This is a genomic window from Myroides sp. DW712 (assembly GCF_046557355.1).
Lineage (GTDB): Bacteria > Bacteroidota > Bacteroidia > Flavobacteriales > Flavobacteriaceae > Flavobacterium.
This window is the reverse complement of record NZ_JBKFDO010000004.1, coordinates 52,461-78,196: the sequence shown is the minus strand read 5'-3', so window position 1 is coordinate 78,196 and position 25,736 is coordinate 52,461. Positions and strand designations below refer to the sequence as shown.

Here is a 25,736-nt window from a genome sequence, read left to right as displayed (position 1 = left end):
TTTTTATTCAATTATTTCTTGGTTGTCGTTTTCTTCGTTGTTGTTTTCTTCGCTGTTGTTTTTGAGGCTGTTGTTTTTGAGGCTGCCGCTTTTGTTTTCTTGGCAGGTGCCTTCGCTTCAATCATCGCTTTCACCTCTTCTAACGTTAAGGCTTGTGCATCGACATCTTTGGATAGCTCAATTTTCGTCTTCCCTTTTAAAATAACCGATCGACCCCATCTTGCTTTTTCTACGCGAATTCCCTCTTCTATCCAATCGTGAATAACCTTATCCTTTTCTTTTTGAATTTTATCTTCAATCAATTCAATGATATCTTGATTCGACAAGTTGTCAAAATTGTATTTTTTATTGACATTGATAAAAATATTGTTCCATTTCAAATACGGTCCAAATCGCCCAACTCCTTTTTGCACCGGCAAATCTTGATAGGTAGCAATCGGTCTATCCGCTTCTTCTTTTTCTTGAATAAATTCTAACGCCTTTTCAAAAGACACATCCAACGGTTCTACTCCTTTTGGCAACGAGATAAATGTCTTCCCTACGCGTACATAAGGACCAAATCGTCCGTTATTCACCTCTACTTCTTCTCCTTTATACTCGCCTAACATTTTAGGCAATAGAAATAGTTTTAACGCTTCTTCTAGCGTTATCGTTCCAATATTTTGATCAGGAGCTAAACTGGCAAATTGTTTATTCTCATCCTCTGCATCTCCAATTTGAGCCATCGGACCAAATTTACCCAAGCGAACCAATACGAGTTTACCTGAAGCAGGATCTGTTCCTAAAACACGTTCTCCTGATTCGCGTTCTGCATTTTCTTCTACATCTTTTACCGTTGGATGAAAGTGATCGTAAAATTCACGCATCATCTTAGCCCAATCTTCTTCTCCTGCAGCAATAGCATCAAAGTCTTCCTCTACTTTGGCTGTAAAATTATAATCTAAAATCGTCTTGAAATTCTTCACTAAGAAATCATTGACGATAATTCCAATATCAGTAGGAATCATTTTTCCTTTATCTGATCCCGTTTTTTCAACAACTACTTTTTCTGTTACAGCGGCTTGCGCTAAAGTCATCACCTTGTAGTTGCGCTCTTTTCCTTCGGTTGTTCCTTTTTCCACGTAATTACGCGCAATGATAGTCGAAATCGTAGGCGCATAGGTCGATGGTCTCCCAATACCTAATTCCTCTAACTTCTTTACCAAAGATGCCTCCGTATAGCGCGCTGCTGGTTTACTAAAGCGCTGAGTTGCCACAATCGCATTCGACAGAAGTGTTTCCCCTACTTTTAAGTGTGGTAAAATTCCTTCTACTTCTTCCTCTTCTTCATCGTGTCCTTCTAGGTATACTTTTAAGAACCCATCAAACAACAATACCTCTCCAGTAGCTACAAATAAATCTGTATAGGTATTCGCTCCAATTTTTACATTGGTGCGCTCTAATTTCGCATCACTCATTTGAGAAGCCAAGGTACGTTTCCAAATCAAATCGTATAAACGCGCTTGATCACGATCCAAAGGAACGGCATGTAAAGCCATATTCGTCGGTCTGATTGCCTCGTGCGCTTCTTGCGCCCCTTTGCTTTTGGTTACATAACTTCTTGATTGCACATATTCTTTTCCATAAGACTTCGCAATTTCTGCTGCTGCCGCTTTGGTTGCCTCTTCAGATAAGTTCACACTATCTGTTCTCATATAGGTAATATACCCTTCTTCATACAAACGCTGCGCTAACATCATCGTCTGTCCCACAGAATAGTATAACTTACGTGCTGCTTCTTGTTGTAGCGTTGACGTTGTAAACGGCGCCGCTGGTGATTTTTTCGCAGGTTTCGTTTCGAGATCCTTAATCGCGTAATTCGCTCCTATATTAAGGTTTAAGAAATCCTTTGCCTCTTGCTCTGTACTAAAGGTTTTCGACAATCTCGCTTTAACTACCTTACCTTCTGCTGTTTTAAATTCAGCGGTAATTACATAGGAAGACTCAATCTTAAATTCGTTGATTTCCTTTTCTCTCTCAACAATTAATCGAACTGCTACGGACTGAACACGTCCTGCAGACAATCCTCCTTTTACTTTTTTCCACAAAACAGGGGATAATTCATACCCCACTAAACGATCTAATACTCGTCTAGCTTGTTGTGCATTGACTAAATTATAATTTATTCCCCTTGGGTTTTCAATCGCTTTTAAAATTGCTGACTTAGTAATTTCGTGAAAAACAATGCGTTTTGTTTTATTTTGATCTAGTTTTAACTCCTCTGCTAAATGCCAGGCAATAGCCTCTCCCTCGCGGTCCTCATCGGAAGCTAACCAAACAACTTCCGCCTTTTTAGAAAGATCCTTCAACTTCTTTACTACTGCTTTCTTATCACTAGAAACCTCATACTTGGGTTGAAAGTTATCCGCTACATTTACCCCTATTTCTTTAGAAGGTAAATCCGCTATGTGCCCATAACTCGATTCTACCTGATAATCTTTTCCTAAAAATTTCTCAATTGTTTTTGCCTTTGCAGGCGATTCCACGATCACTAAATTCTTTGCCATACTTCATTCTTTTGTGAAGCAAAAATATGCGTTTTTTCTTAATATTTCTACTTCAACCGATATAATTCATACTTTCTCTTAAAATCCTTTCCGATGATTTAAAAAATATACACTTTTTTAACGTTGATTACCAAAAAATTCTTTTTTTTATCAAACATGTTATACAAACAGAAATTCGCTCAAAAGTAAAAAAACAAAAGTAATTAACGCCTACCTTCTGGTGTATTTTACATTATATCTCCTTTCAAAACACCTATAAAATAAAAGAAATCCCAAGAGTTAACCCGCTAAAAAAGCCTCCTTTACCCCACCTCTTACTTTCACTATCTAGTCCATCACTTCCACTAAATCCCCCGGAAGATTCCCTTTAATCTCCTCTTGATTGCAATAACGTCGTACTTTTAGTACACCTACATATACAATAGTTCGAGAGTCCTTCGACAATCCTTCGTGTATTAGTAGTAAAAACCCGCTTTTCTCGAAGAACTGTTGGAGCATTGTTTAAGCAGTATCGAAGCATTGTCCATTAAAATCAAGCCAAAGGCTTTCCTTTATAGTTTCTTTCTCCCATGAAAGAGCTTTATTAATCAGCTAAGACGAATGGCAATAAAACAGCTAAGAACATCTTAAATATAAAGCTGTCAACTTGTCAGTAAATAAAAATACCCTATCTTTGTGGCTTAAAATAAAACTCCCTTTCAACTAATCATATGGAAAAGGTAATTGACGAAAATAAACAAGGAACAAGCTTACAGCTTGAACAGCATAAAGACAACACCAAAAAGCTTTTTATTGAGAGCTATGGGTGTCAAATGAACTTTTCAGACAGTGAAATTGTTGCTTCAATTTTATCGGACGCTGGATACAACACCACCAATAACTTAGAAGAAGCTGATTTAGTTTTAGTAAATACTTGTTCTATTCGCGACAAAGCAGAACAAACAGTACGCAAACGCTTAGATCAATACAACCGTGTAAAGAAAAAAAACCCAGGTATGAAAGTAGGGGTTTTAGGCTGTATGGCTGAACGTCTAAAAAGCAAATTCTTAGAAGAAGAAAAGATTGTAGATATGGTCGTTGGACCAGATGCTTACAAAGACCTACCCAATCTTTTAAAAGAAGTAGACGAAGGGCGAGATGCCATCAATGTTATTCTATCTAAAGACGAAACCTATGGAGATATTGCTCCTGTTCGTTTACAAAGCAACGGAGTAACGGCCTTTGTTTCCATCACAAGAGGTTGTGACAATATGTGTACCTTCTGTGTGGTTCCTTTCACAAGAGGACGCGAACGCAGTAGAGAACCCCATAGTATTATTTCTGAAATTCAAGATTTATACGAAAGAGGTTTCAAGGAAATCACCTTATTGGGTCAAAACGTGGACAGCTACCTTTGGTATGGAGGTGGATTGAAAAAAGATTTTGACAAAGCATCCGAGATTCAGAAGGCAACCGCCGTTGATTTTGCTCAATTATTAGAACTATGTGCAACGAAATTCCCTAAAATGAGATTCCGTTTTTCAACGTCGAATCCACAGGATATGCACATGGAGGTAATTGAAGTAATCGCTCGCCATGACAATATTTGCAAGTACATTCACTTGCCAGTTCAATCGGGAAGTACGCGTATTTTACAGGAAATGAATCGCCAACACACCCGCGAGGAATATATCGAATTAGTAAATAATATCTACGCGCTAATTCCTGATATCTCCCTTTCTCAAGACATGATTACGGGCTTCCCTACAGAAACAGAGGAAGACCATCAAGATACACTTTCTTTAATGGAACATGTGCGTTATGACTTCGGTTTTATGTTTGCTTATTCAGAACGTCCAGGTACACTAGCGGCACGTAAGTTAGAAGATGATGTGCCAGAAGAGACCAAAAAGCGCCGTTTGAGCGAGATCATTGCGGTTCAAGGAAAGATTAGCTTGGAGCGTACGCAGCGTTTTGTAGGACAAACGGTTGAAGTTTTAATTGAAAAAACGTCGAAGCGTTCGGATTTGGAATGGAGCGGAAGAAATTCACAAAACACAACCGTAGTATTCCCAAAAGAAAATTATAAAGTAGGTGATTTCGTGCAAGTATTTGTCGAAGATTGTACTTCTGCCACGTTAATCGGTAAAGCAGTAGGATATTCCCCTATGCAAGAAGCCTAAGCACCTTTTTTAAAACTAGTACGAAAAAGTTCACTACATGGAAAATGTTCAAGCGATTAAACAACGATTTGAAATTATAGGAAATGACCCTAAACTAAACCGTGCCATCCAAAAAGCAATACAAGTTGCCCCTACGGATATTTCGGTTTTAGTAACAGGAGAAAGTGGTGTTGGGAAAGAGAGTATTCCCAAAATCATTCATTCCCTATCCCACCGCAAACACGGCAAGTACATTGCGGTGAACTGCGGAGCCATTCCTGAAGGAACGATTGACAGTGAGCTATTTGGGCACGAAAAGGGAGCCTTTACTGGGGCGATTAGCACCCGAGAAGGTTATTTTGAAGAGGCTGATGGAGGGACTATTTTTCTGGATGAAGTTGGAGAATTACCCCTCACCACGCAAGTAAGACTCTTGCGTATTTTAGAGAATGGAGAATTCATCAAAGTAGGATCCTCTCGGGTTCAAAAAACGGATATCCGCATCATTGCAGCCACCAACGTCAATATGATGGAAGCAATACAAAAAGGTAAATTTAGAGAAGACTTATACTACCGTTTGAGTACCATTGAAATTAACTTACCTCCTTTGAGAGAAAGAGGAGAAGATATTCACTTGTTATTCCGAAAGTTTGCGTCCGATTTTGCACACAAGTACAAAATGCCGCCTGTTCGCTTAGATGCAAATGCGGCTAACTTCTTGATTCGCTACCGCTGGGATGGAAACATCCGACAATTGCGAAATGTAGCAGAAGAGATTTCTGTTTTGGAAACAAACCGAGAAATCAACCTTCCCATTCTACAGGCGTATTTGCCCAACCACGACAGACAATTACCTTCCGTAGTCCAAGGCAAAAAAGCAGAAAGCGATTTTAGTACTGAACGAGAAATTTTATACAAAATTCTCTTTGATATGCGCAACGATATTACGGATCTAAAAAAACTAACCTTAGAACTTTTAAAACAAGACAAAGGACAAGTACAAGAGAGTAATCAACATTTGATTCAGCGCATTTACGGAGGCAAGAGCGAAGCAGCAGACTACCCTGCAAACCCCACAGATATTTTACAGCTGGAAAACAGTCCTACACATCCTGTACATCCTTCGCAACCGATGCATCCGACCTATCATCCTACTCTGGTTGAAAATGACGATGACGATGACAATTACCTCATTGCAGAAACGATAGAAGATGAACCACTCAACCTAGAAGAACAAGAGGTTGAATTGATTCGAAAATCGCTGGAACGCAACAAAGGAAAACGAAAAGCAGCTGCCGAAGAACTCGGTATCTCTGAACGAACTTTATATCGAAAGATTAAACAATATAATTTATAAATGAAGAAGTTTACATCCATCTTGGCCCTTCTTTTTATCGCTTTAGGCCTTCAAGGTTGTAAGTATTACAACTTTACGGGAACAGGAAAAATCGATGCTGATTCCTTCCAAGTGAATTATTTTCAAAATAATGCTCCTTTGGTAGAACCAGGAATTGAACGTACCTTTACGCTAGCGCTACAAGATTTGATTCAAAATCAAACGAGTTTAACCTTGACAAATTCTAACGCAGATCTTGTCTACGAAGGGGAAATTGTTGATTATCGAATCAGTCCGATGACAGCAACAGCGGATCAAAGGGCCGCACAAAACCGTTTGTATATTGCTATAAATGTTCGTTTTACAAACAAAAACACACCCGAAGATGATTTCGAAAAGCGATTTTCATTTTACTATGACTATGACGCCAATGCACAATTAGTAGGAGCTACTTTAAATACTGCATTAGATGAAATTTACGAGCGCATCACACAAGATGTCTTCAATGAATCCTTAGCAAAATGGTAAAAAAACAACAGGTACGAATTTGAATAATGCAACTTTACATCGCTACTTAGCTGATCCACAACACGTACAGCAGTCGGATATTCAGGAATTAAAACAACTCCTGGAGCAATATCCCTATGTACAAGCTATACGAACCTTGTATCTAAAAGCCCTGTATGCAAATGAAAGTACGTCCTATAATCAAGAGCTCAAAAAAACAGCTGCCTATACCTTAGACCGCGACATCTTATTCCATTTTATTGTTTCAGATGAATTTACGGCCTATCGTCCTGTATCCATTGAGATTGCAGATATCAACGATCCTATAGCAGAAGCTCAACCTATTACCAAGGAAAAAGAGAGAGAACCAGAACAAAACATCAGTGCGCTCCTTCAAAATATTTCGAAAGTAGCCTATGCTATTGTACAGGAAGTTCCCTCAACACCGAAAGAGATAGAACAAGATGAACCTACCGCTTCTACACGCCTAGATGAACCTCCTGTACACAAGGTAGAGGAGCAAGAGGAAATACAAGTAATTCCCCCTGTAGAAGTACTAAAAGACAAGCTAGAAATTGGCAAACCTTTAGCATTTGAAGCAGAGGAAAAATATTCCTTTCACGAATGGCTTAAGCTTTCTAAACAACAACCTATTCTTCGTGAATTGGACACAAAAAATGAGGAAACACAGGTTGAAAAGGAAGAAAAAGAGGAGATAATTACGGAAGATGAAAAAATATTTCAAAAAAGTTTGGAAAAAAAACAGGCTTTAATCGATAAATTCATCGAAACAAATCCTAAAATTATCCCAACAAAAAAAGCGACGGCAAGCCCCATAAATATTGAACTATCACTACAAGAGAATACCAATTTAATGACGGAGACTTTAGCCAAAATTTATTTGGAGCAAAAAAAATATCAAAAAGCAATCCAAGCTTATGAGATTTTAATTTTGAAATATCCAGAAAAAAGTAGTTTCTTTGCAAACCAAATTATAGATATAAAAGCGTTACAACAACATAATAGTTTATAAGCATGAACACATTTACAGTATTTTTAGTATTGATTGCTATCGTATGTTTTTTATTAATTGTAGTTATTATGGTACAGAATCCTAAAGGTGGAGGATTAGATTCTTCTTTCGGTGGATCAACTGTTGCTGGAGGTGTAAAAAACACGAATGACTTCTTAGATAAGAGTACATGGACTTTAGGAGCCGTGCTAATTATCCTTATCTTGATGTCAAGCATTAGCTTTAGTGGTGGTGCTGTCGGAGATTCTAAACTTTTAGATCCCAATGCAGAGATCCCAGTACAGCCAACTGTTCCTGCTGCAAATACAGAAGACACAACTGATGCACCCGTGACAGAAGCTCCTGCAACAAGCGAGACTCCTGCTGCTGAAACTGCACAAGAATAAGAAAACAAAAACTTTGAATATAAAATGCCAGCTGTCAAGTTGGCATTTTTTTTTGGCAATAGCTGTCAATACAAGGTTTGGCACACTTTGTGCCTATTTCTATAACGTTTAGAACTAATATAAATAATTCAATTTTTATAAACTATTAAACTATGGCATTAAACATTAAACCACTTGCGGATCGAGTTCTTATTGAACCTCAACCAGCAGAAACAAAAACTGCTTCTGGTATTTTTATCCCTGACACAGCGAAAGAAAAACCACAAAAAGGCACAGTAGTAGCTGTAGGAAACGGAACAAAAGACCACAACATGACTGTTCAAGTAGGCGATACAGTACTATACGGAAAGTATGCGGGAACAGAACTAAAATTAGAAGGTAAAGATTACCTTATCATGCGTGAAGATGACATCTTAGCGATTGTTTAATAAATTGAATAATAAAAGTAAAACAAGACTAAATCATGGCAAAAGATATTAAATTCGACATTGAAGCACGCGAAGGATTAAAACGCGGTGTAGACGCTTTAGCAAATGCTGTTAAAGTAACTTTAGGACCAAAAGGAAGAAACGTAATCATCGGAAAAGCATTTGGTGCACCAACAGTAACCAAAGATGGTGTTTCTGTTGCAAAAGAAGTAGAGTTAGAAGATGCGCTAGAGAATATGGGTGCTCAAATGGTAAAAGAAGTCGCTTCTAAAACCAATGACTTAGCTGGAGATGGAACAACAACAGCAACTGTATTAGCGCAAGCTATCGTAAAAGAAGGGTTGAAAAACGTAGCGGCTGGTGCTAATCCGATGGACTTAAAACGCGGAATGGACAAAGCGGTTGAAGTAATCGTAAACCATTTAAAAGACCAAGCACAAGAAGTAGGTGGATCCATGGATAAAATCCAACAAATCGCTTCTATTTCAGCAAACAATGATGAATTCATCGGAGAATTAATCGCTCGTGCTTTTGAAAAAGTAGGAAAAGAGGGCGTAATCACAGTTGAAGAAGCAAAAGGAACGGAAACTTTCGTTGACGTAGTAGAAGGAATGCAATTCGACCGAGGATACTTATCTCCTTACTTCGTAACAAACTCAGAAAAAATGGAGGTGGAACTAGATTCTCCTTACATTCTATTATACGACAAGAAAGTATCTTCTTTAAAAGAATTGCTTCCTGTTTTAGAACCCGTTGCACAATCAGGAAAACCGTTATTAATCATTGCTGAAGACGTAGACGGAGAAGCACTATCTACTTTAGTAGTAAACAAATTAAGAGGAGCCTTGAAAATTGCTGCTGTAAAAGCACCAGGATTCGGAGATAGAAGAAAAGCCATGTTAGAAGATATCGCTATCTTAACTGGTGGCGTGGTAATCTCTGAAGAACAAGGCTATACCTTAGAAAATACAACATTGGAAATGTTAGGTACGTGTAAACGCGTAAGCATTGACAAAGACAATACAACAATCGTAAGTGGAAGTGGTGCATCAGAGATGATTCAAAATAGAGTGAATCAAATCAAAGCACAGATGGAAACGACAACGTCTGACTATGACAGAGAAAAATTACAAGAGCGCTTAGCTAAATTAGCAGGTGGTGTTGCTGTTCTTTATGTTGGTGCTGCTACGGAAGTAGAGATGAAAGAGAAAAAAGATAGAGTTGACGATGCTTTACACGCTACGAGAGCGGCAATCGAAGAAGGAATTGTTGCTGGTGGTGGAGTTGCTTTACTAAGAGCAAAAGCAAACTTAACTACTATTAAAGCAGTAAATGCCGATGAAGAAACAGGAATTCAAATCATTGCTAAAGCGATTGAATCACCCTTGAGAACTATCGTTGAAAACGCAGGTTTAGAAGGTTCTGTCGTTGTAGCAAAAGTATTAGAAGGTAAAGATAACTTCGGATACAACGCTAAAACAAACGAGTACATCGATATGCTACAAGCAGGTGTAATCGATCCGAAAAAAGTAACACGTGTTGCTTTAGAAAATGCAGCTTCGGTTGCAGGTATGATCCTTATCACTGAATGTGCTTTAGTAGATATTAAAGACGAGAACGGTGGTGGTGGAATGCCAATGGGCGGTGGAATGCCAGGTATGATGTAATAAAATCGCACATTTTATAGTTGAGTGGCTTGGATGTAATGTTCAAGCCACTTTTTTTTAATATAACAGAGTAAAACACAAAAGCCAAAGGGAAATCCCTTTGGCTTTTGTGTACATCTAGTAAGCGAATAACATACGCCCCAACCGTTATTTTAAAGTAATTTCTTTTAATTGCGCAATTGTTGCTTTTGGATCGGCAGACTTAAACACAAAGTTTCCTGCTACCAAGGCTTCTGCACCAGCATCAACCAAGGCTTTTGCATTTTTATCGTTGACTCCTCCATCGATTTCAATGATTGTTTTTGCTCCTTTGACGTCAATCATTGCTTTCAGCCTGCGTACTTTGTCATAAGTATTCTCAATAAAACTTTGTCCTCCAAAACCAGGATTCACGCTCATGATCAACACCAAATCCAAATCTTGAATGATATCTTCTAGAACCGAGACAGGCGTATGTGGATTTAATGCAACACCTGCTTGCATTCCTTCCGCTTTGATGGCTTGAATCGTGCGGTGCAAGTGAGTACAAGCTTCGTAGTGTACGGTCAAAATATCCGCTCCCAATTCTTTAAACGTTTTGATATAGCGATCGGGATCAACAATCATCAAATGTACATCTAGCACTTTATTTGCATTTCTATGCTTGTTAATCGCCTCCAAAACGGGCATTCCAAACGAAATATTCGGTACGAAAACACCGTCCATAATATCAATGTGGAACCACTCCGCTTGACTGTCGTTCATCATTTCGATATCGCGTTGTAGGTTTGCAAAATCAGCAGCCAAAACCGATGGCGCTATTTTTATATTTTTCATATGCTTGTGTTGTTTGTACAAAGATAAAAAAATCCCAAGAGGAACGTCCTGCTGGGATTGTATAATTCGACTCTTATTCTTTTATTGTTGCTTCAAAAAGTTCGGTAAAGTACTTGATAATTTTTGCGCGTACTTCATCTTCATCTACATAATTCACCCCTAATTCTACATGCAAAGAGGTTACGCCTTTTCCGCGGATTCCACAAGGAATAATATTATCAAAATAACCCAAGTCTGAATTGACATTCAAGGCAAAGCCATGCATGGTTACCCAACGAGAAGCACGTACACCCATCGCGCATATTTTACGGGCAAATGGAGTTCCTACTCCCAACCAAACACCTGTTTCCCCTTCACTTCTACCTGCCTCAATGCCGTAGTCTTTGAGTACGAGAATCATCGTTTCTTCCAACAAACGCAAATATTTGTGTATATCAGTAAAGAAATTTTCTAAATCCAAAATTGGATACCCAACAATTTGTCCAGGTCCGTGATACGTAATATCTCCCCCACGGTTAATCTTGTAAAAAGTAGCACCTTTGGCCGCTAATTGCTCTTCATTGAGCAATAGATTTTCCATATCTCCACTTTTCCCTAAAGTATACACATGTGGATGTTCTACAAACAAAAAATAGTTTGGTGTTGGCTCATTTGCCTCTTCTCTTCTATTTTTGATTTTTATATCCAAAACCGATTGGAAAAGTTCCTCTTGGTACGCCCAGGTCTCTTTATAGTCTTTTTCTCCTAAATCAATTAGGGTTACTTCTTTATTCATGCTTCAACAACTTAGCGGTTATATTTGGGATTATTGAGAATCACCAAGGCTCCGATAACACCAGGAATCCACCCCGCTAGGGTTAATAGAAAAACAATCACAATGGATCCGCACCCTTTATCATACACAGCGATAGGCGGAAATATAATAGATAAAATTACTCTCCAAATACTCATAATCACTTATTTATATGCTACAAATTTCGTCATTTTTTATGAATTACCGCCATCCTTTCCGTTAAACCCTTGCTTTGATTTGTTGAAAAAAGAATCAAATGACTAATTAACTGACATTTGGCGAGATACCATGGGTACTAATTTTTAAAGATTACCTATATTTGCACTTTATAAATTAATTCATAATTCACAATTATTATGCAACTTTCAGAACAAGAAATCATCAGAAGAGAGAAGCTCGCAAAATTGCAAGAGCTTGGTGTGAATCCTTATCCTGCTAACTTATTTCCAGTAAATCATACATCCAAGCAGATAAAGAACGGTTTTGAAGAAGGTAAGAAGGTAATTGTGGCAGGGAGATTAATGTCTTCTCGTATTCAAGGAAAAGCTTCTTTCGCAACCATTCAAGACAGTGAAGGAAAGATTCAATTATACATCAACAGAGATGAACTTTGTCCAGGTGAAAACAAAGATTTATACAACGAAGTTTACAAAAAACTAATTGACCTAGGGGATATCATCGGTATCGAAGGGGAGTTATTTACAACGCAAGTAGGTGAAAAAACCGTTCGCGTAAAAGGGCTTTCCCTATTGAGTAAATCACTACGTCCACTTCCTTTACCAAAAACTGATGCCGAAGGAAATATCTTTGACGCATTTACTGACCCAGAATTGCGTTACAGAATGCGCTATGTAGATTTAGTTGTTAACCCTTCAATCAAGGAAACGTTTATTAAACGCACGAAATTGTTTAATGCTATGCGTCAGTTCTTCAACGAATCTGGCTATATGGAGGTTGAAACACCTGTACTACAATCTATCCCAGGTGGAGCTGCAGCGCGTCCATTCATGACGCATCACAATGCGTTGGATATTCCCTTGTACTTGCGTATCGCCAACGAATTGTACTTAAAGCGCTTAATTGTAGGTGGTTTTGACGGCGTTTATGAGTTTGCTAAAAACTTCCGTAACGAAGGAATGGATCGTACGCATAACCCTGAATTTACCGTAATGGAAATCTATGTAGCCTACAAAGACTACAACTGGATGATGGACTTCACAGAGCGCTTATTAGAGCATTGTGCGATTGCAGTAAATGGTTCATCAAAAGCCATCTTTGGTGAGCATGAGATTGACTTTAAAGCGCCATACAAGCGCATTACTATGGCAGACTCTATTAAAGAGTTTACTGGTTTTGACATCACAGGGAAAACAGAAGACGAAATTCGTCAAGCTGCTTTAGGTATGGGCATTCCAGTAGATCAAACGATGGGGAAAGGAAAGTTAATTGACGAGATTTTCGGCGAAAAATGTGAAGGGAATTACATTCAACCCACGTTTATCACGGATTATCCAAAAGAGATGTCACCTTTAACTAAAGCACACCGCGATAATCCTGAATTAACCGAGCGTTTTGAGTTGATGGTTTGTGGAAAAGAGATTGCCAATGCTTATTCTGAGCTAAACGATCCAATTGATCAAAGAGAGCGTTTTGAGGCTCAAATGGCGCTAGCTGATCGAGGCGATGATGAGGCAATGTTTATCGACCAAGATTTCCTACGTGCTTTAGAATACGGTATGCCACCTACTTCGGGAATGGGAATTGGAATGGATCGTTTAGCCATGTTCTTAACCAATAATCCATCGATTCAAGAAGTGTTGTTCTTCCCTCAAATGAGACCTGAAAAAACAGCTCCTACAGTAGAATTATCGGACGAAGAGAAAATCATCATTCAAATTCTGACGAACAACGAAAATAAAGTGGAGTTAGGTTCATTAAAAGAACAAGCCGCTTTAAGTGGTAAGAAATGGGATAAAGCCATGAAAGGGTTATCTTCTCATAACTTAACGAAAGTCGTAACAGAAGACGAAATCAAATATGTTGTTTATCAACACTAAAAAAAGGGATGCGATTGCATCCCTTTTTTGTATTCTTTCCTAAATAAAAAAGCACTGCCGTGGTAGTGCTTTTTTGTTCTTATCCTAAATACGTTTTCAGTATTTTACTTCTTGAGGTGTGTTTTAAACGACGGATTGCTTTTTCCTTAATTTGTCTGACGCGTTCTCTAGTCAAGTCAAAGGTTTCTCCTATTTCTTCTAAGGTCATTGGGTGTTGATCGCCTAAACCGAAATACAAGCGAACCACATCAGCCTCACGAGGCGTTAATGTTTCTAATGCACGTTCAATCTCCGTACGCAATGATTCATGGATTAACTCACGGTCTGGGTTTGGTGATTCTCCTGAACGCAATACGTCATATAGGTTAGAATCCTCTCCTTCAACCAAAGGTGCATCCATCGATAAATGACGTCCCGAGTTTTTCATACTCTCTTTTACGTCATTTACCGTCATGTCCAATTCAACGGCAATTTCTTCTGCTGAAGGTGGACGCTCATTAGACTGCTCTAACAAGGCGTACATTTTATTAATTTTATTAATCGAACCAATTTTATTCAATGGTAGACGTACAATTCTCGACTGCTCAGCTAGAGCGGACAGAATAGACTGTCTAATCCACCAAACTGCGTAAGAAATAAATTTAAAACCACGAGTTTCATCAAAACGTTGGGCAGCTTTAATCAACCCTAAGTTTCCTTCATTAATTAAATCCGGAAGGGTCAACCCTTGGTTTTGGTACTGCTTCGCTACCGAAACCACGAATCTCAAGTTCGCTTTAGTTAATTTCTCTAAAGCTCTTTGATCACCTGCTTTAATTCGCTGTGCTAATTCTACCTCTTCATCTGCAGTAATCAAATCTACTTTACCAATCTCTTGCAAATACTTATCTAGTGAAGCGGTTTCACGATTCGTTACTTGCTTGGTAATTTTAAGTTGTCTCATAGTATTTTACTCCTTATTTGTCTTTGTCCTTAATGGCTTATACTAGTTATACGTACACATGCTTCAAAAAGTTACACTATTTTAAAAAATATTTTCTTTTTGTTACCTTCCAGCAAACACAAAGCCTTAAAAACATGGTTTTTAAGGCTTTGTAAAAATAATTTATTTAAATAATCTCAAAAGATTAATAATAATTGACCTTACTCAGTTCTTTTTCATCTGCCTCTACCTCATCCAAGTAACGTTCTAAACTATCATCTAATTCTTTCATCCAAACGGTATGGTGTTCTTCTGCCGTTACATTCGTCATCACTGAAGTATACACTTGATCGCGATAGCTCAAAATATTCTCTTCCTTAGAATTCAACCAAGTTTTAAACATCGTTGCAACCTGATCAATATTAAACGTTGGATAATCGGTAAGGTGAATCAGTTCTTTGATGTAAGCCGTTTGAAAATCCACGTGATCATTCCCTGTTTCTGTACGCTCTTCTCCAGCTAACCATTTGGCAATATCAGCATCGCGTTCCTCTTTTGAAGGTAGTGTAATTCGTCCTAACATATAATCTCGGGCAAACCACGCTTGCGCATCAAACATATTAAATGTATAGTACTGATCTTGCATCCCCAAGAAGATCAAACGTTCATTTTCATTGAACACGACCCCTTTGTATAAATTATCTGGATACAAACAGTTTTTTGTTTTTAATCGCAGATTATCTGGCAAGAAGGGGAATTTATGCTGATATCCTGTACACAAAACCACCGCATCATACTCTTTAGACGTTCCGTCTTTAAAGAAAGCTGTATTTCCATCAAAGTGAGTCACAATCGGTCTCTCTTCAATTCCTTTTGGCCATTTTAAGCCAATTGGATTCGTACGGTAGGCAATTGTTACGGATTTACTGCCGTGTTTGAAACACTGTACGCCAATGTCTTCTGCAGAATAACTACTTCCAATCAACAAAATATCCTTGTCAATAAATTGATCCGCTCCACGGAAGTCATGGGCGTGCATGACTGTTCCAGGAAAATTGTCAATTCCTTTAAAATACGGCATATTTGGCGTAGAGAAATGCCCTGTTCCCACAACGAGATAGTCAAAAAACTCCTCAAAGGTTTCGTTTTTTACTAAGTCGTCAAAAATAACGCGGAATTGTTTTTTATCTTCTAAGTAATCCACCCAACGAGCTACGGTATTAAACTTAATATAGTTTCTTGCGTTACTCTGTTTAATGCGTCCTTCAATATAATCGAAGAGTACTTCTCTTGGTGGGTAAGATGATATGGGCTGTTTAAAGTGGTCCATAAAGGTATAATCGGCAAACTCTAAACATTCTTTGGGTCCGTTTGACCAGAGGTATTTATACATACTTCCGTGCAGTGGTTCTCCATATTTCCCAACACCTGTACGCCACGTGTAGTTCCACATTCCTCCCCAGTTATCTTGTTTTTCGTAACATTTAATCTCGGGAATTGGATTTCCCTTTTTTTGTTCGGATTCAAAAGCTCTCAACATAGCAAGTCCACTTGGACCTGCTCCAATAATCCCTACTTTAAAATTAGTCATTATACAATACTATTTTTAGGCCCCTAAATTTCATGGCGAAATGGAGCTAATTAATAAAACGATATGTTTGATTTCATCAAAGGAAGAATCTATAGGTAGATTCTTACAGACACTCACACTTTGGAGTGATTTGTTAGGCTGCCTTTCAAACAACCTATTTTTAGGAAGAACCTTTAGGGTTCTTGTTAGACAAAGCGTATTTTGCGCTTTATGATACTGTCTAATTTCAAGTGATTTTTATCAATCACTTTACAGCTGATTGAGCAAATATACGTCTTTTTTTAGACTTAACCAAATCTACTCTTTTTCAACTACTTAAAAATCAATTAGTAATTTAAAAACTGGTACACATCTTATGAAGAAAAAAACATACCTTTACGAAAACCAAAAAACAAAAAACAATGCATCAAACACCTAAATTTACCTTTGCTCTACATGGCTGTTCGCTGTTAAGTGCTCTGTTAATTATCAGCTTTGCGCTTTTGAGTCAGACAGGAGCGGCAGGCATTTACACCTACAAACTGGTAGGGATATTCTATGAAATCCTGTGGTTGCCCTCACTTGTGGCTTTAGTTGGAATCCCACTTGTTTGGTTGGTTTTAACTTTGCAAAAAAAAGCGACTTGGACCGCGTTACTCTTTCCTGTTGCCTTACTGGTAGGTCTAGTACTGTACTTAACTTTATTTCAATAAAAAAGAGCCGAAAATTCTGGCTCTTTCTCTTTATTCTACGGCATAATGCCCTTGCTTTTCTTTTAAAACAGCATATAATTTTTGATAGGTTTGAATATCTACTTGCAAGCGCTGTCCTTCTCGAATGAGATAACCCGCCATGACCTCGAGTTCTGTTTTGGGTTTATTACTCAAAAAATCACTGTGCATCGATGTGGTGGAATCAAAAGGGATAGCCAATAAGCGCTCCATGATTATTTCAACCACATCCTCTGCTAAAGCCACTCCTTTGGCTTGCGCAATAGCCGTAGCTTCTGTCACTAATTGACGCATTGTAGTGGTATGGTCACGCATCACCACCCCAAACGAAGCATTGTAAAAAGTCGTTGCCACAGCTGAAGAGGAAACCAAACTATATTTCTCCCACACTTCTCTCGCGATGTCTTGGGTGCAAATCGACTGAATACCTGCTGCTTTCAATAGTGCATCTACATGCAGCATGCGATCGGTTAGCCCTTCTATACGTCCAAATACAATTTTTTGTCGCCCACTGGGATTGTCAATAACCCCTGCTTCTTTTAAACGGGAAACCATATAGGTGCAACCTTGCCACACTTCTGCCTCCAGTTGCTGATCTAGCTTTTCAAAAGCCTCTACTCCATTCAACAACGGCAGAATAACCGTGTTTTTAGACACGATTGCCTTTAAATCAACAATTACCTCATCTAAGTCATATTCCTTTGTACAAAGCAAGATAACGTCCATCGGAGCCAAGTCTTGAACTTGGGCCACCACTTGATCCGGATGACCGACAATAGTACTGCCTTTGGCTAATACTTGAAGTCCTTGTTCTTTTATTTTTCTTCCATGTTCTCCTCGGGCAACAAAATGAATGGCTACAGTGGCATTCTTTTCGTAGTGATGAGCCAATAATCCTCCATAAAATCCTCCTACACCTCCAAGCCCTATAATTCCAATTTTTATTTTATTCATAAATTCAGTTTACAGTTAATCAGTAATCGGTTGACCGTTTAGTTTGTCTAAAATAAAACATTTTTTCTTAGTCCCACCATTTTTACCTTGTACTAATACCATGTGTACATGCGATACTACATCCACCGTAAACTGTGAACAGTTAACCGTAAACCAAAAAAAAACACCTCATTTGAGGTGTTTTTCTATCTTATTTCTTGTCTTCTTTTTTTGCTCCTTGAGCACCACCTTCAGGTTTGTTGTTTCCCTCTGGTTTATTTTCTCTTGGAGGACGTGGCATCAATGCTTTTTTCGAAACTTTTGGTTTTTTAGTTTTCGTATCAATACCCATGTATTTTACTTCTAACTCATCGCCAATTTTCAACACATCAGCTGGATTTTCAATGCGTTTCCAGTCAAATTCAGATACGTGAAGTAAAGTTTCTTTTCCAGGTACGAATTCTACAACCGCACCAAAGTCAAGCATTTTCACTACTTTCACTTTGTACACTTCTCCTTCTACTGGAGAGAAAATCGTATTGCTAATAGAAGCTAATGCACGATCCATACCTGCTTGGTCTGTTCCCAATACCTCAATTAAACCGAAATCTCCTTCTTCATTAATCACGATTGTAGTTCCCGTTTCTGCTTGAAGTGCTTGGATATTTTTACCACCAGGTCCGATAACAGCTCCAATAAAGTCTTTTGGAATAGTAACGGTAACAATTTTCGGTGCTTTTGGTTTCACAGTTGCATTTGGTGCAGCAATTGTTTCTTCTAAAAGTCCTAAAATATGTAAACGTCCATCCAATGCTTGTTTCAACGCTTGTTCCATGATATCGTAAGCTAATCCTTCGATTTTGATATCCATTTGACAAGCGGTGATTCCATCTTTTGTACCCGTTACTTTGAAGTCCATATCCCCTAAGTGATCTTCATCACCTAAGATATCAGATAATACAGCCCAACGTCCTGTTTTTGCGTCAGAAATTAATCCCATTGCAATACCAGACACTGGTTTTTCAATTTGAATACCCGCATCCATTAAGGCTAATGTACCTGCACAAACCGTAGCCATAGAAGAAGAACCATTGGATTCTAATACTTCAGACACAAGACGGATTGTGTACGGACAATCTGCTGGAATCATATTTTTCAAGGCACGTTGTGCTAAGTTACCATGTCCAACCTCTCTACGTGAAGTACCTCTTAGTGGTTTTGCCTCACCTGTTGAGAATGGAGGGAAGTTATAGTGTAAGTAGAATCTTTCTTCTCCTTGCTCACTTGGTAAATCAATGATGTTAGCATCTCTTGATGTACCTAACGTAACTGTAGCTAATGCTTGTGTTTCTCCACGAGTAAAGATCGATGAACCGTGTACAGAAGGCAAGTAATCAACCTCACTCCAAATTGGGCGGATTTCAGTTGTTTTACGACCATCTAAACGGATATTTTGATCTAAAATTAGATTTCTTACCGCTTCTTTTTGCGTTTTTTTGAAGTACGTGCTGATTAATTCCGCTTTTTCTTCTAAATCTTCTTCAGAGAATAACGCTTTCACCTCTTCGTAAACCTCAGCAAACTTTTCTCCACGCTCGCTTTTAGCACTTGCGTGAGAAGCGATTTCATACAATTTAGCATATGCTGCATCGTGAACGATTTTTTCAACCTCAGCATCTGTTGGTTCTGGCTCGTACTCACGGTAAGTAAGTCCAAGTGCAGCACGCATTTTCTCTTGTGCTTCGATTTGCAGTTTAATTGCTTCATGCGCAAATTTAATTGCATCAATCATTTCTTGCTCTGAAATCTCTTTCATTTCACCTTCCACCATACAAACCGAATCTTTCGAAGCTCCGATCATCATATCTAAATCAGAGGCGTCTAATTGTTCTTTCGATGGGTTGATGATGAATTGTCCGTCTACACGTCCTACTCTTACTTCAGAGATAGAGTTATAGAACGGGATGTCTGATACAGCTAGGGCAGCAGAAGCTGCTAAACCTGCTAATGCGTCAGGCATAACATTTTCGTCATGAGACATTAATTGAATCATCACTTGTGTTTCCGCGTGATAGTCATCTGGGAACAAAGGACGTAAACAACGGTCAACTAGACGCATTGTCAACACCTCTTGGTCACTTGGACGAGCCTCGCGTTTGAAAAAGCCCCCTGGAAAACGTCCAGCAGCAGCGAATTTTTCTCTGTAATCTACAGTTAAAGGAAGGAAATCAACCCCTGGATTTGCTGTTCTAGCAGAAACAGCTGTAGCTAAAAGCATACAGTCTCCCATGCGAACAACAACAGCCCCGTCGGCTTGTTTTGCTAATTTTCCCGTTTCGATTGAGATGCTACGTCCATCTCCTAAATCGATAATTTCTTTGGTTACCTTAGGAATCATAATAATTAATACTTTAGGGTTTCTGTCTCTCCGAAGAGAGACGTAAAATGTGTTGTGTGTGTTGTGTTGTGTGTTGTGTAGTATATGAAACCCAATGAAAAACCAGATCTAACTCTGCTAAAGGCAAAAAAACAAAAAGAGGCGCGCAGGCACCTCTTTCCTATATTGATTATTTTCTAATACCCAATACTTTAATGATCTCACGATATCTGTTAATCTCAGTTTTCTTTAAGTAGTCAAGAAGTCTTCTTCTTTTACCTACTAAAAGAACTAATGAACGCTCTGTGTTGTAATCTTTACGATTTCTTTTCAAGTGCTCAGTTAAGTGAGAGATTCTGTAAGTGAACAAAGCGATTTGTCCTTCTGCAGATCCTGTGTTTGCAGCTACACCTCCGTGTTGTTGGAAGATCTCAGCCTTTTTTTCTTTTGTTAAATACATGCCAATATTCTTTAATGATTTTTATGTACGAATTCTAGCTTTCTAAAATTCAATTGCAAAGGTAGTTTTATTTTTCAATTCTTCATCACCTTGCTTTATTTTTTTTCAAAAAAAATAATCAACTAACCATCAGAGACTTATACATAAAGAGTAGCTAAAGCTTGATTTAACTTTTCCAAGAAAAGCTGATCCTCTTGTGTAAAGGCATTCAGCGTATGGGAATCGATATCGATTTGTCCGATATTTTTTCCATTAACGAATAGCGGCACGACGATTTCTGATTTTACCGTCATACTACACGCAATATAGTTGTCCTGTGCTGTTACATCATCCACCAAAAAAGTCTGATTACTCACTGCAACTTGACCACAAATCCCCTTGCCGAACGGAATTACCGTATGATCTGTTGCTTCACCTGTATATGGACCTAAATGCAACAAACGCTGTTCGGCATCTGCAAAGTAAAATCCCACCCAATCATAATGAGTTACTTTGTTTGCTAATAAATCACAAATCGCTTGTAGTTTTTCTGTTATACTTGCTTCTCCAGCGATTAATTGCTTCGCTTCGGCTACTAATAAGGTGTATATCGTTTGCATATCTTTGTTTTTTACAAGGAATCAAAGGTACGATTTCTGTTATAGGCAATTTTTCTTTTTTCACTCTACTTCGTTGAACAAAAATCTTTTTACTTCATTGAAACCTAGCTTTTTTTCTTATTTTTGTTTCATGCTACCAAAAAGACTTGTCAGTATATTGTTTCTTATCATTTTCCTATTTTCAAACATAGGATGGTCGATGAGTGTGCATTATTGTCAAGGGGAAGCCCATTACAGTCCGCTGCGCTATGCACATGTCCACCAAGAAACGGGATGTACCATGGAAGCGGAAATGGAACAAGAAAAACAACAGGAAGAAAAAGCCTGTTGTTCTACCCAAGTTCCTGTTGAAAAAACAAGCAAAAAATTTGCAGATAAACCTTGCTGTCAGGATGAACTTATCAAGTCCAATCCTTCAGACCACCCTTTACAACAGGTTTATCCTCCTCATTTTGACTTTATTCTCCCTGATTATAGCTGGACGGAATATGCCCGTTATGAAGTTGATTTTCCTGCTCAACAGCAAGAAGTCTTGGCGTACTATATGGAGGCTAACGCCCCTCCACTCTATCAACTCTATTGTCGCTTCGTTTTTTACGCCTAAATATGTTTTACACTTTTGTTAGACCTGCTCTTTTATAGGTCAAACTAATGTTATGTATTACTATTTATTCGTAAAAAATGATAAAAAATTTAATTACTCTCACGGTATTTGCTGTGGGAACTTCACTCTATGCACAACAAACGATTACGGGACAAGTTGTAGATGAAACCCATACTCCTATTATTGGCGCTTCTGTATTTTACGCCAATCAATCTCTTGGAGTAGCCACCGATATGCAAGGAAAATTCACCTTGACGTATTTGGAAAACGAGCCTTTAACCATTTCGTATATTGGCTATAAAACTCAATTGATTCACCCACAAGTCGGGCAATCCTATCACCTTGTTTTGCAACCAGAAGAATCGTTGGATGAAGTCATCATCCAAACCAAACAGCGCAATACCACGCGTTCGATTAAGGGAACGACTAATAGCTTCACCATGAACAGCGGTGAATTACTCAAGGCTGCTTGTTGTAATATTTCAGAAGCTTTTGAGACCAACCCCTCTATTGACGTCAACTATACGGACGCCATCACCGGAACCAAACAAATCAAGATGTTGGGATTAACAAGTCCGTATATCTTAATTGCAGAGGAAAACATTCCTTCCGTTCGCGGTGCCTCTCAAATTTACGGCTTGACGTTTACTCCAGGTACTTGGGTAGAGAGCATTCAGGTAACCAAAGGAGCAGGAACGGTAATCAATGGATATGAAAGTATTTCAGGGCAATTGAATACGGAATTAATCAAACCCGCCACCGATCGACCTTTCTTTGTGAATCTATATGGTTCAACGGATGAACGCTTTGAGGCCAACGTACACGGAAATTATCATCTCAATGATAAATGGAGCTCTTCCTTATTTATTCATGGAAATGTACGAACAGGAGATCACGACAAGAACCACGATGGTTTCCTCGATATGCCTAAAGGAGAACAAATTAACGTGATGAACCGTTGGCAATACATCAACCCAGAAAAGGGAATCGTAAGCTTTATCACGGCTCGCTACATGAAAGATAATAAAGTAGCTGGACAAGTGGATTTCGACAAGAAGAAGGACAAGGGATCAACGGTACTTTGGGGATCGGAAATCAATACGGAAAAGGTGGACTTATCTACCAAGCTTGGCTATGTCTTCCCCGATATGCCTTTTCAAAGCGCAGGATTACAAGTGGCGTACAACTACCACAAACAAGATTCGTATTTTGGATTAAACTTATATGACATCAAGCAAAATAGCTTGTATTCTAACGTTGTTTTTAATTCAATTATCAATAATACGCTACACAAATTCACCACGGGAATTAGCTTTACCTTGGATCAATATACCGAACAGGTCTTTGTACCCGGTATTGATGGAAATTTTGATCGCATCGATAATGCTTTAGGGGTATTCTATGAATATACGTACGATAATACGACAGACTTCAGTATCGTAGCGGGTATGCGCGTGGATTATCACAACCGTATGGGAGTGTTTGCTACTCCGCGTTTACATATGCGCTATAATCCATGGGAAAATAGTGTACTCCGTGCTTCTGTAGGTCGAGGAAAGCGCATCGCCAATATTTTTGCTGAGAATCAGATTTTCTTTGCTACGAATCGTCACTTCTACATTGAAGGAAACAACGGAAAAACGTACAACCTAGATCCTGAAATTGCTTGGAACTACGGGTTGAGCTTTACGCAAAACTTTCACTTCATCGGTCGAAAAGGAGAGGTAACGCTCGATTTTTATCGAACGGATTTTGAAAACCAAATTGTTGTAGATGCTGATTACCATGCGCATCAGCTGAATTTCTACAACTTGGATGGTAAATCGTATGCCAATAGTTTCCAATTGGAATTCAACTACAACTTGGCACGCAATCTGAATTTGCGTTCGGCTTATAAGTATTATGATATTGCCACAGATCAAAAAACGGGAAAATTTGAAAAAGCCTATCAACCCAAGCATCGTTTCTTTGCGAATTTGGAATTCACCACCAACGAGCAAGACAATGGCGCGCATTGGAAGTTTGACTTTACTTACAATTGGTTAGGCAAACAACGCCTTACTTCTACGGAACAATATGCGGAAAGTAACCAAAGAAAAACGTCATCTAATCCGTATTCTTTACTAAATTTCCAAGTGACCAAAGTATTCTCTCCGCGTTTTGAATTCTATCTAGGAGGAGAAAATATTGGAAACTACAAACAACGCAATCCTATTATCAGCGCAAATAATCCTTTTGATGCGGATTTTGATACTTCTATGGTATATGCTCCCATTACTGGATCAATGTACTATGCAGGGTTGCGCTTTAAACTTGATTAATTAACTTAAACGAAATACAACATGAAAAAATTAATTGCAATCTTAAGTCTAATTCTTCTTACGGGTACAGCGGTATCAGCACAAGAAAAAGAACAAGCGAAACAAATTATTGAAGTAAAAGGTGTCTGTGAGATGTGTAAAAAGCGCATTGAAAAGGCAGCCTTAGATGTAAAAGGCGTTCGTTCTGCCGATTGGTCTATTGCCGATCAACAGCTAACGGTATACCTCAACCCGAAGAAAACAACAGGCAAAGAAGTACAAGAGGCCATTGCAAAAGCGGGTCATGATACGAAAACGGTAAAAGCAACGGATGAGGCCTATAACAACTTACACGGTTGTTGTAAGTACGAGAGATAAAAATAAAAAAGCACTAACTAGCGATTAGTGCTTTTTTTCAAACAACAATATGCTATTCTGTAGCCAAACTCACAAACTACAAAATATTCTTTTCTTTTTCATAGCATTTCTCCCTATTTTCTGTAAATGATCTTGATTAAGACACTAAAACATTATTTACTAGAAAATAAACAGAAATGTAATTTCTCTTTATAGCTGTATTTTATTACACTACAAATGTAGGATACTATGCATGCATAAAACATGACTTTTATCACTTTTTAGAAAAAAAGCAAAAAAAAGGGAACTTTAACATAAAAAAAGCACGTATGGGAGACATACGTGCTTTTTAATTTGCGTCCACGGAGGGGTTCGAACCCCCAACCCTCAGAGCCGAAATCTGATATTCTATCCAATTGAACTACGTGGACCAACCAAAAATTTTATTTTGTCAATAGGTTTTTTACTATTGTTGAAATCGTTTTACCATCAGCTTTTCCAGCCAATTCTTTCGAAGCTATTCCCATTACTTGTCCCATAGCAGCCATTCCTGCATGGTTGCCCTCCGCGATAATTTTAGCAATAATCGCCTCTACTTCTTCGTTGGACATTTGTTCAGGTAAAAATTGCTCGATAATAGCCACTTGAGCTAATTCTGGTTCTGCTAAATCATTTCTTCCTTGTTCAGTAAAAATAGTCGCGCTGTCTTTGCGTTGTTTGACTAATTTTTGTAAGATTTTGATTTCTTCCTCTTCACTAATTTCTTCCTTAGAACCAGACTGAGTTTGCGCTAATAACAATTCGGCCTTAACTGCTCTAAGTGCTTCTAAAGCGATACTATCTTTTGATTTCATGGCGCTTTTCATCGCATCCATAATACTTGCTTGTAAACTCATCTCTTTTTTATTTGGTTTTGCAAAGATATAAAAAAGAGGAGAAAACAAGACAAATTCGCCATTTTTACTTTCTATCTTCTCTACCTATTATTTCTATTTTTTTATTTTCATACCGTCAGCCACCTCAACCCTCGCTAGGCAAGCAACCTTTGCTACCTATACTTTGAATAAAAAAATAGAAGTTTTCCTTTTATTTAGTTACGGAAAAACGTTAAAATAATGAGAGAATTGAGCATATTCCAGAGAAAATTCTATTTTTACAGCCTATAACCTATTT

The 25,736-nt window shown here is 38.3% G+C and carries 23 protein-coding genes and 1 tRNA gene; 12 read left to right on the top strand and 12 right to left on the bottom strand.

All coding sequences use genetic code 11. The features are described from left to right. Positions 1 to 11: 11 nt before the first annotated feature. The gene (gene topA, locus ACLJX0_RS04545; RefSeq protein ID WP_410878851.1) at positions 12 to 2,546 is read right to left on the bottom strand and encodes a type I DNA topoisomerase; all 2,535 of its coding nucleotides are present in this window, start codon (positions 2,544 to 2,546) and stop codon (positions 12 to 14) included. A 710-nt stretch (positions 2,547 to 3,256) separates the two neighbouring features. Here topA and miaB point away from each other — a divergent pair. From miaB to groL, 7 genes are all read left to right on the top strand, one after another. Then, positions 3,257 to 4,708: a tRNA (N6-isopentenyl adenosine(37)-C2)-methylthiotransferase MiaB gene (gene miaB / locus ACLJX0_RS04540; RefSeq protein ID WP_410878849.1), complete on the top strand. Its 1,452-nt coding sequence runs from the start codon at positions 3,257 to 3,259 to the stop codon at positions 4,706 to 4,708. 37 nt (positions 4,709 to 4,745) lie between these two features. Then, positions 4,746 to 6,044, top strand: a complete 1,299-nt coding sequence (locus ACLJX0_RS04535; RefSeq protein ID WP_410878847.1) for a sigma-54 interaction domain-containing protein — start codon at positions 4,746 to 4,748, stop codon at positions 6,042 to 6,044. After that, positions 6,045 to 6,551, top strand: a complete 507-nt coding sequence (locus tag ACLJX0_RS04530; protein ID WP_410878845.1) for an LptE family protein — start codon at positions 6,045 to 6,047, stop codon at positions 6,549 to 6,551. It abuts the gene before it with no gap. A gap of 19 nt (positions 6,552 to 6,570) precedes the next feature. Next, a complete protein-coding gene (locus tag ACLJX0_RS04525; protein ID WP_410878844.1) occupies positions 6,571 to 7,563 on the top strand; it encodes a tetratricopeptide repeat protein in 993 nt (330 codons plus the stop codon). Positions 7,564 to 7,565: 2 nt separating this feature from the next. After that, a complete protein-coding gene (secG, locus tag ACLJX0_RS04520; RefSeq protein ID WP_410878842.1) occupies positions 7,566 to 7,949 on the top strand; it encodes a preprotein translocase subunit SecG in 384 nt (127 codons plus the stop codon). A 152-nt stretch (positions 7,950 to 8,101) separates the two neighbouring features. Continuing rightward, the gene (groES, locus tag ACLJX0_RS04515; RefSeq protein ID WP_060873958.1) at positions 8,102 to 8,377 is read left to right on the top strand and encodes a co-chaperone GroES; all 276 of its coding nucleotides are present in this window, start codon (positions 8,102 to 8,104) and stop codon (positions 8,375 to 8,377) included. A gap of 35 nt (positions 8,378 to 8,412) precedes the next feature. Next, positions 8,413 to 10,044, top strand: coding sequence for a chaperonin GroEL (groL, locus tag ACLJX0_RS04510; protein WP_410878840.1), 1,632 nt, complete (start codon positions 8,413 to 8,415; stop codon positions 10,042 to 10,044). A 147-nt stretch (positions 10,045 to 10,191) separates the two neighbouring features. Here the strand turns inward: groL and rpe are convergent, their stop codons facing one another. From rpe to ACLJX0_RS04495, 3 genes are all read right to left on the bottom strand, one after another. Beyond that, positions 10,192 to 10,860: a ribulose-phosphate 3-epimerase gene (rpe, locus tag ACLJX0_RS04505; protein WP_410878838.1), complete on the bottom strand. Its 669-nt coding sequence runs from the start codon at positions 10,858 to 10,860 to the stop codon at positions 10,192 to 10,194. A 73-nt stretch (positions 10,861 to 10,933) separates the two neighbouring features. Beyond that, a complete protein-coding gene (lipB, locus tag ACLJX0_RS04500) occupies positions 10,934 to 11,635 on the bottom strand; it encodes a lipoyl(octanoyl) transferase LipB (RefSeq protein ID WP_410878836.1) in 702 nt (233 codons plus the stop codon). 11 nt (positions 11,636 to 11,646) lie between these two features. After that, positions 11,647 to 11,811, bottom strand: a complete 165-nt coding sequence (locus ACLJX0_RS04495; protein ID WP_158962379.1) for a YqaE/Pmp3 family membrane protein — start codon at positions 11,809 to 11,811, stop codon at positions 11,647 to 11,649. Between the two features lie 198 nt (positions 11,812 to 12,009). Here ACLJX0_RS04495 and lysS point away from each other — a divergent pair, with 198 nt between their 5' ends. Continuing rightward, positions 12,010 to 13,710, top strand: a complete 1,701-nt coding sequence (gene lysS, locus ACLJX0_RS04490) for a lysine--tRNA ligase (RefSeq protein WP_410878833.1) — start codon at positions 12,010 to 12,012, stop codon at positions 13,708 to 13,710. 79 nt (positions 13,711 to 13,789) lie between these two features. Here lysS and ACLJX0_RS04485 read toward each other — a convergent pair whose 3' ends face one another. After that, positions 13,790 to 14,653 carry an RNA polymerase sigma factor RpoD/SigA gene (locus tag ACLJX0_RS04485; protein ID WP_002987652.1) on the bottom strand — a complete coding sequence of 288 codons (864 nt, stop codon included), beginning with the start codon at positions 14,651 to 14,653 and terminating at the stop codon, positions 13,790 to 13,792. Between the two features lie 184 nt (positions 14,654 to 14,837). Continuing rightward, the gene (locus ACLJX0_RS04480) at positions 14,838 to 16,223 is read right to left on the bottom strand and encodes an NAD(P)-binding domain-containing protein (protein WP_410878831.1); all 1,386 of its coding nucleotides are present in this window, start codon (positions 16,221 to 16,223) and stop codon (positions 14,838 to 14,840) included. A 401-nt stretch (positions 16,224 to 16,624) separates the two neighbouring features. Between ACLJX0_RS04480 and ACLJX0_RS04475 the strand changes: the two genes are divergently transcribed. Next, entirely contained in the window at positions 16,625 to 16,915 is a 291-nt protein-coding gene (locus tag ACLJX0_RS04475; RefSeq protein WP_410878829.1) for a hypothetical protein, read from the top strand. Between the two features lie 30 nt (positions 16,916 to 16,945). On the opposite strand, the gene ACLJX0_RS04470 is transcribed toward ACLJX0_RS04475, so the two are convergent. From ACLJX0_RS04470 to ACLJX0_RS04455, 4 genes are all read right to left on the bottom strand, one after another. After that, positions 16,946 to 17,887: a ketopantoate reductase family protein gene (locus tag ACLJX0_RS04470; protein ID WP_410878827.1), complete on the bottom strand. Its 942-nt coding sequence runs from the start codon at positions 17,885 to 17,887 to the stop codon at positions 16,946 to 16,948. 190 nt (positions 17,888 to 18,077) lie between these two features. After that, positions 18,078 to 20,264, bottom strand: a complete 2,187-nt coding sequence (locus ACLJX0_RS04465) for a polyribonucleotide nucleotidyltransferase (RefSeq protein ID WP_410878825.1) — start codon at positions 20,262 to 20,264, stop codon at positions 18,078 to 18,080. Positions 20,265 to 20,433: 169 nt separating this feature from the next. Continuing rightward, entirely contained in the window at positions 20,434 to 20,703 is a 270-nt protein-coding gene (gene rpsO / locus ACLJX0_RS04460) for a 30S ribosomal protein S15 (protein WP_002987657.1), read from the bottom strand. A 137-nt stretch (positions 20,704 to 20,840) separates the two neighbouring features. Continuing rightward, positions 20,841 to 21,302 carry a GAF domain-containing protein gene (locus ACLJX0_RS04455; RefSeq protein ID WP_410878823.1) on the bottom strand — a complete coding sequence of 154 codons (462 nt, stop codon included), beginning with the start codon at positions 21,300 to 21,302 and terminating at the stop codon, positions 20,841 to 20,843. A 130-nt stretch (positions 21,303 to 21,432) separates the two neighbouring features. Here ACLJX0_RS04455 and ACLJX0_RS04450 point away from each other — a divergent pair, with 130 nt between their 5' ends. From ACLJX0_RS04450 to ACLJX0_RS04440, 3 genes are all read left to right on the top strand, one after another. Then, positions 21,433 to 21,906, top strand: coding sequence for an HYC_CC_PP family protein (locus ACLJX0_RS04450; RefSeq protein ID WP_410878821.1), 474 nt, complete (start codon positions 21,433 to 21,435; stop codon positions 21,904 to 21,906). Between the two features lie 77 nt (positions 21,907 to 21,983). Then, positions 21,984 to 24,227 carry a carboxypeptidase-like regulatory domain-containing protein gene (locus ACLJX0_RS04445; RefSeq protein WP_410878819.1) on the top strand — a complete coding sequence of 748 codons (2,244 nt, stop codon included), beginning with the start codon at positions 21,984 to 21,986 and terminating at the stop codon, positions 24,225 to 24,227. Between the two features lie 21 nt (positions 24,228 to 24,248). Further along, complete coding sequence (locus tag ACLJX0_RS04440) at positions 24,249 to 24,584, top strand: heavy-metal-associated domain-containing protein (RefSeq protein WP_410878817.1); 336 nt, start codon at positions 24,249 to 24,251, stop codon at positions 24,582 to 24,584. Positions 24,585 to 24,920: 336 nt separating this feature from the next. On the opposite strand, the gene ACLJX0_RS04435 is transcribed toward ACLJX0_RS04440, so the two are convergent. Continuing rightward, a tRNA-Arg gene (locus ACLJX0_RS04435) sits at positions 24,921 to 24,994 on the bottom strand. A gap of 12 nt (positions 24,995 to 25,006) precedes the next feature. Next, positions 25,007 to 25,459: a GatB/YqeY domain-containing protein gene (locus ACLJX0_RS04430; protein WP_410878815.1), complete on the bottom strand. Its 453-nt coding sequence runs from the start codon at positions 25,457 to 25,459 to the stop codon at positions 25,007 to 25,009. Positions 25,460 to 25,736 lie beyond the last annotated feature (277 nt).